16 protein-coding genes are annotated in these 15,970 nt (G+C 37.3%); 7 read left to right on the plus strand and 9 right to left on the minus strand.

Annotated elements, in window-relative coordinates; all coding sequences use genetic code 11:
- The first annotated feature begins 317 nt into the window (after positions 1-317).
- The 3 genes from FNN08_RS15340 to FNN08_RS15350 all read left to right on the plus strand — a co-directional run bounded on the left by FNN08_RS15340 (position 318) and on the right by FNN08_RS15350 (position 4,341).
- On the plus strand, positions 318-1,721 hold the full coding sequence (locus tag FNN08_RS15340; RefSeq protein WP_260679368.1) for an HlyD family efflux transporter periplasmic adaptor subunit: 1,404 nt from the start codon (positions 318-320) through the stop codon (positions 1,719-1,721).
- A gap of 157 nt (positions 1,722-1,878) precedes the next feature.
- Entirely contained in the window at positions 1,879-2,016 is a 138-nt protein-coding gene (locus FNN08_RS15345; RefSeq protein WP_143587355.1) for a class IIb bacteriocin, lactobin A/cerein 7B family, read from the plus strand.
- A 180-nt stretch (positions 2,017-2,196) separates the two neighbouring features.
- On the plus strand, positions 2,197-4,341 hold the full coding sequence (locus FNN08_RS15350) for a peptidase domain-containing ABC transporter (protein WP_143587357.1): 2,145 nt from the start codon (positions 2,197-2,199) through the stop codon (positions 4,339-4,341).
- 201 nt (positions 4,342-4,542) lie between these two features.
- On the opposite strand, the gene FNN08_RS15355 is transcribed toward FNN08_RS15350, so the two are convergent.
- The 6 genes from FNN08_RS15355 to ppl all read right to left on the minus strand — a co-directional run bounded on the left by FNN08_RS15355 (position 4,543) and on the right by ppl (position 9,926).
- Positions 4,543-4,959: a DUF2787 family protein gene (locus tag FNN08_RS15355; protein WP_143587359.1), complete on the minus strand. Its 417-nt coding sequence runs from the start codon at positions 4,957-4,959 to the stop codon at positions 4,543-4,545.
- 30 nt (positions 4,960-4,989) lie between these two features.
- Complete coding sequence (locus FNN08_RS15360; RefSeq protein WP_143587361.1) at positions 4,990-5,448, minus strand: JAB domain-containing protein; 459 nt, start codon at positions 5,446-5,448, stop codon at positions 4,990-4,992.
- Between the two features lie 12 nt (positions 5,449-5,460).
- Entirely contained in the window at positions 5,461-5,616 is a 156-nt protein-coding gene (locus FNN08_RS16385; protein ID WP_185962690.1) for a hypothetical protein, read from the minus strand.
- Between the two features lie 62 nt (positions 5,617-5,678).
- Positions 5,679-6,380: a hypothetical protein gene (locus FNN08_RS15365; RefSeq protein ID WP_143587363.1), complete on the minus strand. Its 702-nt coding sequence runs from the start codon at positions 6,378-6,380 to the stop codon at positions 5,679-5,681.
- A complete protein-coding gene (locus tag FNN08_RS15370; protein ID WP_143587365.1) occupies positions 6,367-7,017 on the minus strand; it encodes a recombinase family protein in 651 nt (216 codons plus the stop codon). The genes FNN08_RS15365 and FNN08_RS15370 overlap by 14 nt, the downstream gene beginning before the upstream one ends.
- 212 nt (positions 7,018-7,229) lie before the next feature.
- Entirely contained in the window at positions 7,230-9,926 is a 2,697-nt protein-coding gene (ppl, locus tag FNN08_RS15375; RefSeq protein ID WP_143587367.1) for an anti-phage protein Ppl, read from the minus strand.
- A 160-nt stretch (positions 9,927-10,086) separates the two neighbouring features.
- Here ppl and FNN08_RS15380 point away from each other — a divergent pair, with 160 nt between their 5' ends.
- The 3 genes from FNN08_RS15380 to FNN08_RS15390 all read left to right on the plus strand — a co-directional run bounded on the left by FNN08_RS15380 (position 10,087) and on the right by FNN08_RS15390 (position 12,719).
- The gene (locus FNN08_RS15380) at positions 10,087-10,725 is read left to right on the plus strand and encodes an NYN domain-containing protein (protein WP_143587369.1); all 639 of its coding nucleotides are present in this window, start codon (positions 10,087-10,089) and stop codon (positions 10,723-10,725) included.
- A gap of 458 nt (positions 10,726-11,183) precedes the next feature.
- On the plus strand, positions 11,184-12,011 hold the full coding sequence (locus tag FNN08_RS15385) for a hypothetical protein (protein ID WP_143587371.1): 828 nt from the start codon (positions 11,184-11,186) through the stop codon (positions 12,009-12,011).
- Positions 12,012-12,275: 264 nt separating this feature from the next.
- Entirely contained in the window at positions 12,276-12,719 is a 444-nt protein-coding gene (locus tag FNN08_RS15390) for a hypothetical protein (protein ID WP_143587373.1), read from the plus strand.
- 109 nt (positions 12,720-12,828) lie between these two features.
- On the opposite strand, the gene FNN08_RS15395 is transcribed toward FNN08_RS15390, so the two are convergent.
- Together FNN08_RS15395 and FNN08_RS15400 are read right to left on the minus strand one after the other, a co-directional pair.
- Positions 12,829-13,119: a putative quinol monooxygenase gene (locus tag FNN08_RS15395; protein ID WP_143587375.1), complete on the minus strand. Its 291-nt coding sequence runs from the start codon at positions 13,117-13,119 to the stop codon at positions 12,829-12,831.
- Between the two features lie 33 nt (positions 13,120-13,152).
- The gene (locus FNN08_RS15400; protein WP_143587377.1) at positions 13,153-14,178 is read right to left on the minus strand and encodes a zinc-binding alcohol dehydrogenase family protein; all 1,026 of its coding nucleotides are present in this window, start codon (positions 14,176-14,178) and stop codon (positions 13,153-13,155) included.
- A 126-nt stretch (positions 14,179-14,304) separates the two neighbouring features.
- Between FNN08_RS15400 and FNN08_RS15405 the strand changes: the two genes are divergently transcribed.
- The gene (locus FNN08_RS15405) at positions 14,305-15,240 is read left to right on the plus strand and encodes a LysR family transcriptional regulator (RefSeq protein WP_143587379.1); all 936 of its coding nucleotides are present in this window, start codon (positions 14,305-14,307) and stop codon (positions 15,238-15,240) included.
- A 160-nt stretch (positions 15,241-15,400) separates the two neighbouring features.
- On the opposite strand, the gene FNN08_RS15410 is transcribed toward FNN08_RS15405, so the two are convergent.
- Positions 15,401-15,850 (minus strand): hypothetical protein, encoded by a 450-nt coding sequence (locus FNN08_RS15410; protein ID WP_143587381.1) that lies wholly within the window; start codon positions 15,848-15,850, stop codon positions 15,401-15,403.
- Positions 15,851-15,970: the final 120 nt, after the last annotated feature.

The following is a 15,970-nucleotide window of genomic DNA, read 5'->3' on the forward strand; positions in this document are numbered from 1 at the left end:
TTACATCTTTCGATGCGACAATCATTCGTCTAGGCCTAGAATCGCTTCTAGGCTCAAGCAACCTACCCGGTTCCAACGCGAGCCACGCCGTAAGGAACCCTATTTGGTCTTGCTCCGGGTGGAGTTTACCCTGCTGCGGACTGTTACCAGCCGCCCGGTGCGCTCTTACCGCACAACTCAATATTCAACTTAGTGACACCAGTTAAAAGTACATTAACTATATAGGAACCCTGCCTGTTTGTGTATCAGTTTGTGGAACAGGTGTGTTACAAATAAATCGAGCATAAGGTCCCATCCGGTATAATAGAATTATTAGCTTGGATTTTGTTGAAAAAAACCATTTTCAGTACAAAAAAAAAACATATAGGCCAATCCTTAAACACTCAGTTAGCTACACTCAATTAATCATTGATTATCATTTATATAACATATACTCTTTTGCCAATCATGGATTTAAATTGATTTTTAGTACAAAAATGTCCCTATTTAGAAAAGAAGCTATAGCTCATCAGGAAGAGCGCTTAAATGGTACAATAATTCTCACCCAACCTCTTTCAATTAGGTTGACATCATCGATTTTAGTAGCTATCGCAGCTCTAATTGTAGTGTTTTTATTTAATGCTGAATATACTCGAAAAGAAACTGTTAGTGGCTTTATAGTACCTAACAAAGGAGTGATAAAGAGCTACGCTGTTCAGGGTGGAACAATTGAGAAGTTATTGGTCAATGATGGGGATTTTGTTAAAAAGGGGCAACCACTAGTATCTATCACCGTACGAAAAAACAATACTGACGGCTTGGATGTAAGTGAGGAATCAATTGTTCAACTAAAAAATCAAGAAAAATTACTTAGTGAAGAAATATCACGTTACATAGCCCTACAAGAAAAAGAACTATTAAATTCAAAAGTCCTACTTAGTATCTTAAATAGTGAAAAGCCAGAAATTACAAATCAATTGAATTTGATAAATGAAAAACTTCACTTATTAAATAAACAGCAAGAACAATTCAACCAACTTAATAATAACGGCCACTTATCAAATATAGAAACAGAACGCCGTCAACAAAATTTAATTGAAGCAAAACAAGAAAAACAAAATATAGTGCGATTACTTTTGAAGCATGAACGAGATAAATCGCAGATTTTATTTAATATTGAAAGTATTCCACTTGAGTATGCTTTACATATAAATAATGTAAGACGACAAAAATCGGAAGTTCAACAACAGATATCAAAAATCAAAAGTAATCACCAGTACACTGTCACGGCTAGCCATTCAGGTACCATTACAGGAATTCAAGTTGTAGCAGGTGAAACTTTAAAACAAAACAAACCTTTATTGAATATATTGCCTGAAGGTTCTGAACTTATCGCAGAACTATTATTACCAACCAGATCGGCAGGCTTTGTTGAACAAGGCCATATTGCACATCTACGCTTCGATGCTTTTCCTTATCAGCGCTTTGGTTTTATAAAAAGTAAAATTTTTCAAATTGATAAAGCCCTTATAATGTCTAATGATGTTCAGTTTCCAATAAAAATACTAGAGCCTGTATATCGTATAAAGGCGAGTTTAGATGTACAACAAATACACGCTTACGGTAAGGGCTTCCCACTTAAAAGCGGCATGTTATTTAAGGCTGATATTTTATTGGACAAAAGAAGCTTAATTGAGTGGATTTTAGAGCCTATTTATAGTCTTACAGGTAGAATTAGCTAGTAACTTGTAAGTGAAAAATTCATCTGCTTTGAGGTTTTCTTGAAGCAGTGAATAAAACAGTGAGCTTACTATTAAAGGTAATAAGAGCTCTCTATGTCACCTCAGCGCTAACACAAGCGCTGAGATTTAATTAACTAGGCAAAACTAAAGTGCCTAAATGGAGAATCGTAAAATGCGAGAATTAAACAAGAAAGAAATAAAGCAAGTAAGTGGTGGCGTTGCACCTGTCATCTGGGGTGTATGGGCATACATGACAAAAGCTATGATTGACAAAAACATTGAAGTTAATACTTAAATAAAAAGTACTTCAACATTGAACTAACATGTTGCCTTATCGGGCAGCATGTTAGCGATATAAAGCCTCATAATTTTAACAAGTATAATGATTTTTACGTTAATTAAGTACTCCGGTCTTGTTGTTACAAATTTAGAAATAAAACTAATATTACCTACATTCTGCCAGTAAGGTTGTGCAATGAACAAACCAACAGAACAAAACCTTCTTCAATTTTCTCTCTTAAAATCCGTACCTTTAATATTGCAATCAGAAATTGCGGAGTGCGCTTTAGCATCCATGGCAATGATATCTCATTATCACGGTCATCAAATCGACATGTCAACAATGCGTAAACGTGTTTCATCTAACCTGAAAGGGATGGATTTAGAGCAAGTAATTGAATTAGGGGATAGTTTAGGTTTAGCAAGTAGGGCTCTAAAATGCCCCGTTGAAGAGGTTAATAAGCTTACCCTACCATGCATTTTGCATTGGGACTTGAATCACTTTGTTGTATTAACCAATGTATCCACTTCAAATACAAAATCAAAGTTTACTATTAATGACCCGGCTATAGGGAAGCGAACACTTAATTTTCAAGAATTCAGTAAGCACTTTACAGGTATATGTTTAGAGTTAACACCTACTAGCAAGTTTGAAATTAAAAAAGAAAAGACAAAAATGAAATTCACTCAACTTTGGAGTCGAGTTTCAGGTTTAAAAGTTGGGTTAACTAAATTAGTTGGCCTTTCTATTGTTTTGCAATTATTTGCTTTAATGACGCCTTATTATATGCAATGGGTAGTGGATGAAGTATTAATTAGTTACGACCATTCTCTATTGACGATACTAGCTCTGGGTTTCACCTTAATTTGCATTGTAAGCACAGTCACAAATGCTGTTCGCAGCTGGCTCGTACTAAGACTTTCAAGCTTGCTTAATATGCAAATGGGTATAAATTTACTGCGCCATTTATTACGCCTTCCCATGAATTTTTTTGAATCACGGCACATTGGCGATATAGTTTCCCGCTTTGGTTCATTGACTCAAATCCGTGAGCGTATAACCACAGGCTTTGCTGAAACACTTGTTGACGGTGTGATGTCTTTAGGCGTGTTAATGATGATGCTACTGTATTCGGTAAAGTTAACTGTTGTCGTTTTAGTCGCAATATCCTTATATACCATTGTTAGATTAGCGCTATACCGTCCTCTTCATCAAGCCACTGAAGAAATGATCCAAAATTCTGCAAAAGAGCAAAGTAACTTTTTAGAAAATATTCGTGGCATTCAAACCATCAAAATATTTGGCAATGAATCCCAGCGGCAAGGTATTTGGCAGAACCGGTATGCAGAAGTTATTAATGCTGAAATAAAGTTGGGGCGATTAAAAATCAGCTTTGACTCAATGAATAAATTACTGTTTGGTTTGGAGAATGTCGTCGTAATTTACCTAGCTGCTATACTGGTAATGGCGAATACCCTGTCTGTCGGTATGGTACTGGCTTTTATCGCTTACAAAGGGCAATTGACAGAGCGTTTTGCTAATTTAATAGAGCAAATAATTCAATTTAAAATGATGCGCTTACACCTTGACCGAATTGCCGATATTGCCTTACATCCTGAAGAAACTAATCGTGATGGGATGGACGTTATTGCCCCCCCAAAAGGACAGTTATCATTACAAAATATCTGCTTTAGCTATAGTGATGACGAGCCCAATATTCTGGACAACCTGAATCTAACCATTAATTCAGGTGAGTCAATTGCTATTACAGGGCCATCCGGGTGTGGAAAAAGCACTTTAATGAAATTAATGCTTGGTTTATTGCAACCTACGTCCGGTAAAGTTTTATTAGATGGCAAAGATATAACCCAATTAGGCATAAAAAATTACCGAAAGCATGTAGCTGCCGTGATGCAGGATGATACCTTACTTGCTGGGTCTATTGCTGACAACATCTGCTTTTTCGCCCCTCAACCTAACCTCCTGAAAATAGAGAAATGCGCAAAGCTGGCTGCTATTCACGAAGATATTACCCAAATGACTATGGGCTACAACGCCTTAGTTGGCGATATGGGTTCAAACCTTTCTGGTGGACAAGTGCAGAGGATATTGCTTGCCCGCGCCCTTTATCAATCTCCATGTCTATTATTTATGGATGAGGCCACTAGTCATTTAGACAAAGACAATGAAGCAAAAATAAGTGAGCAAATCCAATATTTGCCTATGACTCGTATTTTGATTGCACATAGACAAGAAACTATTGAAAAAACAGAGCAAGTTTTTCGACTTGAACATGGCAAGTTGAGTAATCATAAAACTAACGAGCTTTTGGTTAGTTAGCCTGTAACTCCTTATTAATAGGAAAAATCTAAATTACAGAGAGTCTAAGTATGGTAAAATTGGCGTTAAGTTCTTGCTCGAAAGTGATTTTTACTAATTAGTTTAATTTTGCCCCAGAAAGTTAACCGTACATAAACGGGCAACCTGGGGCGCCTACTCCTTTGATAAAATAATTAACAGTGCTTATTTGAAGGTTTTCCGCTAATCAAAACTCACGGTAACCGTGAAGATATTCATCTCCAGGTAACTGATGAAGTTCGTTAAGAACAAATCGATAAGCTCTCGGGCCCCCTCACCATTTAGGCAACCACTGTAAAGCGTGTAAATTTGCCCTGTTAGAAAACACACATCGATGTCTTTAACGAGCTCAGGGTATGCACCCTGAAAGCTAAAGTCGGTTATATACTCGAATTGCCACAAGTCGTTGCTATTGACTAATCGAATCTCTACGGGGTGAAAACCGCCAGCATCAGCCGAGTAGTCATCGTCACGAAAGTTAAAGGTGATGGCGTTAACATCCGGTTCAACTTTGTCGAACTTAGATAGTTCAGTATTTAACAGTGTGGTTAATGTTGCAGGTACAGCAAAACGCTGCCCTTGGTTAAAGGTCAGTTTCATAATGTTATTCCTATGGTTATTTTGTTTTGGTTACAGTAAGCCTGATTCGGCAAATGACAATGGTTCTTTAGCAATAATGATATGGTCTAATACTTGGATATCGATTAGCGCCAGAGCTTTAACTATACGTTGCGTGATTTGTTTATCGGCGAGTGATGCTTCACTAATGCCAGATGGGTGATTGTGGGCCAAAACTACGGCCGCAGCATTCACCTTGAGTGCGTGCTTTATTATCTCTCGCGGATACACTGCAGCAGCGTCAATGGTGCCGAAGAACATCTCTTTGTATTCAATCAGTGCATGCTGGTTGTCCATAAACATTATGGCAAACACCTCTTTCTCGTATGCGCCAAGCTTGTGCTTAAAGTAATCTTTAGTTGATTTCGAACTGGTGAACGTTGCGCCAGCGCAATACCGGGCATCGATTACTTCAATCGCTTTCTCCAGTACTTGTTCGGCTGTTAGCGGCCCTGTTGTAATGTAGTCCATTAGATTCTCCGGTTAATTTAGTTTGCCACGAAGGTAACTTAACGCCTGCGTTACGAGCCAAGCTAGGCTTGCAAATACACTGGCTACTTTGGCAACCGTTTCGGCGATGTTAGTTACTTTGGGCGAAATAATATCGAGCGCGTTTTCAATAAAGGTTAGTAATCTCATAAGTCACCTATGGTTTGTATTATTGAACCCAAGGCATGGCCTATGCCCTGGGTAAATAGCTATTAAGCTGCTTGTGCGTATTCATGCTCATCAAGTATTACAGCTCCGGTAAACCAGTTAACGAGTTGCTTCACCTTAGCAATCACTAGGTCTTTCACTTGAACAGCTTTGCTCAGCAGTAGGTTACCGTATGCTTTTACCAACGCGAATACCCCATCGGCATTATCAATAACAAAGGCTTTAGCTTTAACGAAGAGTTCAACTGCATTAGTGCCAAGACCCGTGAGTGAATTCATTAGGCCCTTCCCCTTGAGTGCGGCAATTGCCATGATGAATCCGGTGTTAACTCCAGCGAATTTAGCGATAGTTGCTGCGACTACTGCTGCACCGATGAACTGTGCTTTTTTAATGTTACGGTTAAGAAATGACTTAAGGTTGTCGAATGCTGACTTGACTGCATTAACTACGATAAATACGAACGATGGCTCTTTTACTTGGTTATTGTTTGGGTTACGTGATTTCATGGGATCTTCCTCTTTGTTTGCTAATTGTTGTATGTCGTGCAATTGGCACAATTCTCTGTAAAACGGTATGACAATGGTAGGTACGACTTCGGCTGACTTAACGGCTTCATCAAGTAACTGGATAAACTTGCTTAAGTTATTGGTGAACAAGTATCTAAGTTCTCGGCCGCCATAGTAATCGTCGTTGCTATGCATAAAATCGACAACTCGTTTTAGGTGTACCGGTTTAATTGGTTTCACTAATATTTTCTCCTTTTAGTTCTTTAGCAACAGCTGCAATAGTCATACGACTTGCGCCAGTGATTTGTTGGATTTGGGTGTAGGTATGTTTGGTATTCAGTAGTTTTTTAATCGATAACCACAAGGTTTGATTTCTTCGCCTGCCTTGGTACTTATTTGGGTCAGCGGCTTTGGCTCTGGCGATACCTTCCAATGTTCGCTTGCGTCGAAGGTCATAGTCTTTTCTTGCTGTTGCCGCCAGAATATCAAGTAGCATACCGTTGACAGCCTTAAGTACGGCCGCAACAAAATCATCACCGCTATCCTGTTGTTTTAACGCTATGTGGCTAGTCGGTAGATCTAACGCAACAACACTGACACCTTTGGCTTCAATAATGTTTTTCAGTCTTAGCCAGTCGTCATTCTTCAAGCGACTAATTCGGTCTACAGATTCAATTAAGATTATGTCGCCGGCACTAACATCAGATAACAATCGGTTAAGCTCGGGGCGGTCAAGTGATGTTCCAGTGAATTGCTCCAAGTAGTAGTTTGATATCTGCTGGCCATGGCTGTTAGCGAACGCTTTAATCTCGGCTTTGGCACGAAGCACATCTTGTTCAGTAGTACTGACGCGCAAGTACGCACGGATAAATCCCATAGGTAAATCTCCTGCGGTAAAGTTAGGGTCGTTTAGGTGGACTAGTACAGTATGGTTGGAGTGGTGTTCTATAGTGTACCTAGTGTGGTGGTACAGGTATGGTATACCCTTTGTTGACCAGTAATTTAGGCATTAAAAAAGGCTTACCGAAGTAAGCCTTTTCATCTGTATATATTACTTATAGCAATTTTTATGCATTATATTTAAAGCTATTAACCAATTATCCTTTTATAACGACTCTTAAAGGCTTTTTCTCCACCTTCCATCTGTGTACAAATAAAGTTTTTAACACTTTCTTCTTGTAAACCACCATCGATACAAGGTGCTAATCTTTGCCTATCTTGCTTCATCCCTATAACCAATTCCGCATCCCCATTTACAACAATAGGAGCTGAGTGAGTTACTACAATCAATTGCCTTTTTTGTTTATTTTTAGCAATGGCTGGAATAACAGAGCTAGATAACATTCCGCAATCCAAATCATCCTCAGGTTGGTCTAATATTAGTGGGTCATCACCATATGACATCAAGAATGAAAGCATTGAAGCTGACTTTTGCCCAGGAGATGCTCTTTCTAATTGCCTAAACTGACCGTCAGGATCTTTGAATTTTATTTGTAGTCCATCTTCAGGGAACCAACAAAATATATTATCGACTACTTCATTTGGCAATTCACTTAAGCGGGATCGAAGTGAACCATGAATGTTAGAATAATTTTTAGATAAAGTACCCTGAGCATGAAAATGCTTTAACTTAGTTAATTCTATCAACCTTTTCAATGGACTTTTAGGTGAAAATTTATTTATATCCTCCAATCCATATAGTAATGAATTAGGCGACTCACTGTCGAAAATATAAGTTGTAAATCTATCCACACCACTAGACTTTTGATAGCCTTCGACTAAACCTTTACTAGAACATGCAAGTGGTAGTATTTGTATATCTAGATCACTTAACCCTAAATCTGTAATAAATTTTTGTCTTTTATTGGTAAGTTCTAGTCGGTGCTTTATCAAAGCTTTATATGCCGCGACTCTTTGTTGTGTAGCCTCGCTTAGCTTGTTTTCCATACCAGACTCACCTGCCAGCACTTCCTCAAGTTCAGCCTCTTGAACAATTAAATCAGTTAACTCATCAGGGCTGATACTATCACTTTCCAACTCCTGTATTTTAGCTTTTAATAATTCTTCATTCTCATCTACTCTAGATGTTAATTTCGTGTAGAAGTCACCTTTACATAACGCATCTAATTGGCCTTCAGCAGTGGATATTGCATTACCAATATTATCAACAAATGTATCTACAATTAATTTAATTTCTGTTTGCCAAGCTTGCAAGTCAGATTTATCAGTAGTAATAGTTGGTGTAGTACTATTTTCATATTGTTCTTTTAGGTTTAAGAATAAAGTATCTAAATAACCTTTATGAGCATTTGCATGAGTTAAATCAGATCTGTCTTTCACAATTTTTTCTTGTAAAACATTCAGGCCCGATTTATTTAGTAATTGCAGTTTTCGCTTTACATCTTGCAATTCACCTTTAGTTTGGGTCAATGCATTAATTTCACGAACTACCTTTCGCTCGTTATTACGACACAGCTTGAATTGCTCCTCAAGATTTAGACGCTCTCTGTCCCATTCGCTATAATTTACCTGTACACTTTCATCAATAACTTTTAAAAATGAATTGGGTTTGGTTGCAATTTCATACAGCATCTTTTGTGAATAAATTGACACGGGAAAACGTGATGTACTAAAAGTATCTTCCTCGAGCCATTTATCAGTTTGTTTATCTTTATGATAAAAACATCTGCTTTCAGGAGACCAAGTTAGCAAATATTTACTATTGTCTTTTTCATATTCAATTTCGATAAATGAGTCCTTTGACATTACACCATCGGCATCAATACTTTTAAAACTTTGTATTTTTTTTTGTTGGTATGAAGGTAGTTCAGTGTCACGTCGCAATCCTAACCTGATTGCCTCAACTAAAGTAGACTTTCCAGAACCTCGACTTCCAACAATTGCGGAATACCAAGGACTGTATTGGATATCAATGCCATCATTATGCTCGTTTCTGCACATATTGGTTTTTAAACTTAATTTTACAATGCGCTTATTAGGCAGCGACGGAGGGGTTTCTGGACTTCGTTTAATGCAGTGAATAGGATCTGACAGAGCTGTTTTTATACCTTCGAAAGATGGCTCAACCATTTTAACCCAAGTAAAAGAACGTCCCATTTCTTCTAATGAGTGTGCATCAGAGCCTTTAACCCACGCTAAATCATCGATTAAAATTTGCTGATATTTATCTAATTCAGAGCGATTGCCTATTAACTCTATTGCATCAGGTCCTTCAGCAAACACCTGTTTTACAGATTCTTGGTTTGAATTTTGAAAAATACCCTTAGGTTTGTCAACGTGAGCCAAAATCGAAAGCGCAGACACTGAAGCCTGGCGGATATTACTTAAAATAGCTCGCACACCATAACCCAACTCTAAGTTATGGTTTTTATATTGACCTTTTGGAAGGTTACAAGACCCAACTAGTTCGCTGATAGTTTGTGAAGTAGCTTTTTCTTCAAAAATAGCTAAAACATGGCAATTTCCAGTTGCAGTAAGCTCAACTGCTGGCAATACAATAAGTTCTCTAAACCCATTCTCAACTCCATCATTGTATTCAGCCTTCATCGTTTCTAGTTCTGCACGAACTTTATCCACCCAGGCTCCGGTGTTATGATCCGCTAAAACAACGCAATCTAAACCTTTGGCCATTTGAGAAGTTAACCATTCTCGTTCACTACAAATTTCAACATTAACATCCTTATCTCGAGATCTAGGAAAATCATCTGATGCCGGTGAATGACAGTGAAAATCAACCTTAAACCATTTACTTCCTTTAATACTCAATTAGAGTCTCCTATTTTTTTAAATAGATGTAAGGTTAAAATTTTTTATTAGTAAAAGCCATAACTTTTCTACATTTAAATCAACATATAAATTAGGCTTGTATTATTAATATTGGGGACTAATCTTAAACACAGGAGAACAACGTTTAAGGATAAACGCCATGACAACAAGAAAACCACGAGTAGCCCTTTTCATCGATGCCGATAACGCATCAGCCAAACAAATCAAGCAGACACTAACAACACTTTCAGCCTACGGCAGTATTACCATGATTAAAGCCTTCGGTAATTGGAAGAAGCCCCATCTTAAATCTTGGGCTAAGTTCTTAAAGCAATACAAAATCCAACCGGTACAACAGTTCGACGTAACGAAGCAAAAGAACGCCACCGACATCGCGCTTACCATTGATGTAATCGACACATTGCATAACGACAATATCGACGTATTTGCCATTATGTCATCCGATGCTGACTTTACGCCTGTTGTTGAGCGCTTGCGTTCTGCGGGTAAGGTTGTGATTGGTATTGGTGAACGTCATGCTAACCAGGGTTTTATGGATGCTTGCTCTGAGTTTGTGGTGGTTGGTCGTGAGGCGGTAAAAGTTGCAGCGCCTAAAAAACTACCGACACATTTAAAAAACACCGTCCGATTGGCCATCTCAACCTGCGCCAAGGTCCATGGAAAAGTAAGACATAAGGATGTGGAGAATTTGCTTCGAAAAATACCATCATTTGATAAAGTCGGATGCTCATCACAGCAGCTGGCACAACTTATAAATACCACTGGCAATGTAAATTAGACAAGTTGTTAGTACCTGTAGTAAAAATATGGTAACTCGGTTACATCGTCACAGCCGTTTTTTTTTACTGGTATAAGATAAAGTCATTAATGCAACCTAACCTATAGAATATATCTATTAAGTATCTACATTCACTAAAATAGTGACCTTATTGTTTTCCAATTCCTTTCTATGTAAAAGGTCACCATTTTTGACTGCAAACATGATGTCGCAATGATGTCGTTAACATGGCACCATGTAATCGCTATAGTTAATTCAACTTCTAACTAACAGACATTAAATACATGAGCCAGGAAACATACCAAATAAACCCAATAACCCTGAAATATTACAGAACAAAAGCCAAACTTACTCAGGAAGCTATTGCAGGTGAAAGTCACCTATCAATACGCCAATATCAACGAATAGAGAAAACAGGGAATACAACAAAACAAAGAGCGGAATGTATTGCAAAGACTTTGAGCCTGGCCATTGATGAGCTACAAGTAGAACCAGACGAAGACGATTCACTTTGGTACATTACCAGCCCAAGAACTTATAAAGGCCGCATAGACAATGGTTACTACAGTGCTATCGACGAATTGAGAAAGCTAATTAATTCCTTATCCGTTTTTAATGAAGATACAGTATCACTCATAATAGATGACTCTAAGTTACCGATTAAAGTCACATTAAATCCCCTATTTGATGACCAAGAATATACTTGGACCTTGCGTCCTGTGCAGTTCAATGAAATTAAAGGCATTCTCTGGACCGAGCTAAATGACTGGCAAAAATGCTGTTGGGAAGAACAACTAAAAACTCTTAAATATGATATCGCTAATCAAGTAATATTAAACGGCTCTCCAGTGGTTCCAGAAGGTTCGAAGCTAGGGTTTTATGTTGATTTTGTAAAAAACACTACCACAACGTCTAAACATCAAGGGTTTAAATTTTTTGAATCGGATGGAGTTTTTAGAGCGTCACTTGTAGATTGGCTTGAACAGCAAAAAATGATTTCCTGCAACGAATCATGGACAGCCCCTTCAACGATAGTAGTGTCAAATTTCAGTGACGATGATGAAGATATCAATAAAATAATTATTACAAGAGTATCTCTTGATAAGTCAGGTTCTTTTCATGACGCGCCATGGCCTAGCTCTATCAAGAAAAAAGTGGTTGATTCGATAAACACTTGGAAATACGACAAAAATTCAAAACCAATACCTATTGGTATTGGCGAGAATTGCTTTGATGAAATCATTCCGGTGATGGAACCAGAGCATCAATTAGAAACTTTAACTTAATAAGGAGAATCACATGAGCAATAAACCAGCACCATTTAATGGGCCAAGTAAAACAGGTAACCCGTCAGGTCCAGGTCGTGGTAATAACCTACCGAAAGGTAAATAAAATGTAAACTAACTGAACACCCAGTGCACGGGGTGTTTTTTCAATTTATATGTATAACTCCAGACTCAATCTGACACTTTAGGTTGCTTGATTGAATAAAATCTGACAGTCTGTAATGAGCGAATAACGGTCAGTTGATATTAGAAAGGAATCTTGTTTTGTTCAAACATCTCAACATCATAATAATTTCTTGTTTGTTAATCTCATGTACAGGTGAAACTAGTAAAGAATCAAATATTAAATGGCAAGATGTAGCATTCATTGACATTAAGCTGATAGACCAATTAGCAAGAAATTATGCAATATTACAAATGCCTGAGCTTGATGGTACGGAAATTAAATTGGTTCAAGTAAATGCTATGTACCAACCCAAAGTTAATAAACCTGATTTAAGCGTAACTTTTTTACACGAAAATTCTTTAAAAGAGTTTGAGCAAAATAAAACGCTTAAGAATCTAGAAGCTAACTACCAAACAACCAGTGTTATGGAGTTTGTTAAAGTTCACTTTGATGAGAGTGGCGAACCTATAGAGCTCAGTATCCAAGAAGTTTTACTTCAAGGTGGAGAGAAAGAATTTAGAGATACATATGATTCTTTCTAACTTATATTAGGCAGCAATGAGCGAATAAGAGACCTTCCGAGTATTAATTTACAAGGAACCAGTAACTGTTACAGCCACTGATTCCCTTGCTAAACTAATGTAAGGTATATTAAGAAATCACGGTCATTTCATTTAATGTAAACTCTTCAACTGCCCCTTCAGTGGCTGCCATATAATCAGCTAAGTGTTGGTTAGCCATATGCGTTTGCCACAATTCTCTTGTTTCCCAATTTTCATAAAAAACAAAATGGGCAGGATTATCATTATCTTGGTGTAAATCGTAATTAATACACCCTTCTTCTTTACGAGTAATGTCGATAAGCTTTAAAAGCTCACTTTTAACTAAGTCAACTTTATCAGGGTTTGCTTTTATATTTGCTACTATAGTTAATTTTGCCATGTTGATATTCTCTCTATTGTGTATTGTGTGGTTTTAAAAGTCTTCTAGTACAATCTTTCCTATTGATTTTCCTGATTCCAACTCCTTGTGTGCTGCTTGTAAGTTTTCAGCGTTGATCGTTCCTAAATGCTTACCTACTGTGGTTTTAATATAGCCTTGGTCAATTAATTCACTTACTTTATTTAGTAAAGTATGTTGCTCATCGATATCTGTTGTCTGGTACATTGAACGAGTAAACATAAACTCCCAATGCAGTGATAAGCTTTTAGGCTTTAACTTGGTAATGTCTAATGTCTCTGGATCATCAATTAAAGCTATCTTTCCCATAGGTACTAATAAATCAATATAACTATCTAAATATGAGTCGGTATGCGTTAGGCTAGCTACATGAGTAACTTTGCCAATATTTAGTGCTTCAATTTGCTCGGTTAATGACTTTGTGTGGTCAATGATATAGTCAGCGCCTAGCTTTTTAACCCACTCCATAGAGCTTTCACGCGATGCAGTAGCAATAACTGTTGCCCCTGTAAGGACACTAGCGAGCTGGACTAAAATTGAGCCTACACCACCTGCGGCACCAACAATTAATAAAATATCGTTTGATGATTCTGTTAAGTTAGGCAGTTTCTGTTTAATTGCTAAACGCTCAAATAGTAACTCCCAAGCGGTGATAGCAGTTAAAGGTATAGCAGCAGCTTCACTATTAGATAAGGATTTAGGCTTTTGTCCGACAATTCTTTCATCAACCAGTTGATACTCTGCATTGCTTCCTTGTCGGTTTAAGTCGCCAGCATAATAAACCATATCTCCTAGTTTAAAATGGCTGACTAATTCGCCCACTCCTACAACTTCGCCAACAGAATCCCAACCTAATACCTTATATTGACCGTTTTCAGCAGATACATTTTGACGAATTTTATAATCAACAGGGTTAACTGCTACTGATTTAACTTGCACTAATAAATCATACCCAGAAGCAACAGGTTGTTCTAATTCTATATCGTTCAGAGACAAAGCATCATTAATAGGAAGTGATTTTGTATAACCAATGGCTTTCATTATTGATCTCCTGATTCGCTGCACACTTATTAAGCGAGATAATTAGTAAGGATTAATGATAGAAGATAGACTGGGAAACAAAAAGATTATAATATTTGATTTATTATCAAATAATTTTTGACAACCATGAAGTTAGAAGATCTGAATGTAATTTTAAAAGTTGCTGAGTTTCGCAATATCACCTTGGCAGCAGAAAGTCTGGATATGAGCAAAGCAACAGCGAGTGCAGCCGTAAAACGTGTCGAACGTTTGCTTGGTGCCGAGCTATTTATAAGAACAACTCGCCATTTAAGACTTTCTGTTGTAGGAGAAAGATACATTCCAACGTGCGAACAAGCATTGAAAATGCTAAATCAAGCACAGCAAAGTATTAAAGATGAATTAGATATCATCGATGGAGAGCTTAGAATTTCAGTTCCATCAGATTTAGGTCGTAATCGAGTTTTATCTTGGTTAGATGAATTCATGCAATTCCATCCCAAAATTAGCGTCAGGGTTCATATAAGTGATAGTAATATTGATTTCTATCGAGAACCTGTTGATATAGCTTTGCGTTATGGTTTTCCAAATGATGCCAACCTATATGGTTTTAAAATATGTAATGTTCCTCGTTTAGTTTGTGCAACACAAGAATATTTAAACAGAAATGGTTCACCCAAACACCCTAATGATTTAAAGCACCATAATTGTTTACTGTATCAATTACGTGACATCATTTATGACACATGGGAATTTATGCGTGGTAATGAAAAAGTGAAGGTGAAGTTACAAAGTAATAGAACTTCTAATGATGCTGAACTTGTTAGACGTTGGTGTACTCATGGTAAGGGAATAGCGATTAAATCTAGTTTAGATATGTCCTCTGACTTACTCAATGAAAAAATTATTCGATTATTACCTGAATATAAGCCTACACCGACGGAGCTTTGGCTTATTTGTCCAAGCAGACAAACAATAACTCCAGCCATGAGGTTACTTCGGGAGCATTTAAAAATTAAATGTGATGAAGTATACGCACAATTAATAGAAAAAAAGATACTAGATAAATCCGACCTTAAATAGCTACTTTTAATTTATGCTCATCACTAGAATTTTTAGCTATTGGTTAACTGATAACTATTTATGAGCGGCTGTTAATGGCACAGAACGGACTGTCAGGTCGAGTACCAACTTGTATCCCACCATGTCAGATCGCATCTAGACTTCTACAATTATAGTCTCATTAAATTTTGTCGACTCGCTCTAGAACAAAATCAAACCCTCTATCAACACTACCTTCAAATTTTGAAAATTTCCATAGGTCATTATCAATCACAGCCTTCACGCCACCAGAGCTAGTGCCATACTTAGTGCCTTTAACTAATAGCAAGCGACAATAGTCGCCATTCATGAAAGTCTGTTTAGCAGCATCATATAGCTCTTTTCCGTGACTTACAGTTAAAGATGCATCACCTAATTCCTTTGATAATGGCCTTACTTTCTTAGTGAAAATGCCTTTGCCATGGCTGTAATTGTTATTTTCTCTGTCGATATGATCAGTTTCCGCGGTAAACAAGTAGTGTTCTTCAGTTTTTGCTATCCATGAGTACTGGTCTCGCTGTGTCGCGCTATATTTTTTTAAAGCTGTTTTAAGGCCGTCAATGTATTTACCTAAGGGCTTTGAAGGTTTCATTTTATTTCCGATTTAATACGATAACGCACAAGATACCCCATTTAAATATAACTTTACAGTAAATCAATGGTTACATCGGTAACATCGTTGTAGCTGTTACTTTATAAGGCCTATATAAAA

This window comes from Thalassomonas sp. M1454, assembly GCF_007097525.1.
Classification (GTDB): Bacteria; Pseudomonadota; Gammaproteobacteria; order Enterobacterales; family Alteromonadaceae; genus Thalassotalea_A.

Excerpts from the sequence above, each read along its gene's own strand:
- FNN08_RS15345 (WP_143587355.1), top strand. The coding sequence starts at position 1,879 with ATGGAGAATCGTAAAATGCGAGAATTAAACAAGAAAGAAATAAAGCAA.
- FNN08_RS15400 (WP_143587377.1), bottom strand. The coding sequence starts at position 14,178 with ATGAAAGCCATTGGTTATACAAAATCACTTCCTATTAATGATGCTTTG.
- FNN08_RS15410 (WP_143587381.1), bottom strand. The coding sequence starts at position 15,850 with ATGAAACCTTCAAAGCCCTTAGGTAAATACATTGACGGCCTTAAAACA.
- FNN08_RS15360 (WP_143587361.1), bottom strand. The coding sequence starts at position 5,448 with ATGGACTACATTACAACAGGGCCGCTAACAGCCGAACAAGTACTGGAG.
- FNN08_RS15380 (WP_143587369.1), top strand. The coding sequence starts at position 10,087 with ATGACAACAAGAAAACCACGAGTAGCCCTTTTCATCGATGCCGATAAC.
- FNN08_RS15350 (WP_143587357.1), top strand. The coding sequence starts at position 2,197 with ATGAACAAACCAACAGAACAAAACCTTCTTCAATTTTCTCTCTTAAAA.
- FNN08_RS15395 (WP_143587375.1), bottom strand. The coding sequence starts at position 13,119 with ATGGCAAAATTAACTATAGTAGCAAATATAAAAGCAAACCCTGATAAA.
- FNN08_RS15370 (WP_143587365.1), bottom strand. The coding sequence starts at position 7,017 with ATGGGATTTATCCGTGCGTACTTGCGCGTCAGTACTACTGAACAAGAT.
- FNN08_RS16385 (WP_185962690.1), bottom strand. The coding sequence starts at position 5,616 with ATGAGATTACTAACCTTTATTGAAAACGCGCTCGATATTATTTCGCCC.
- FNN08_RS15405 (WP_143587379.1), top strand. The coding sequence starts at position 14,305 with ATGAAGTTAGAAGATCTGAATGTAATTTTAAAAGTTGCTGAGTTTCGC.
- FNN08_RS15355 (WP_143587359.1), bottom strand. The coding sequence starts at position 4,959 with ATGAAACTGACCTTTAACCAAGGGCAGCGTTTTGCTGTACCTGCAACA.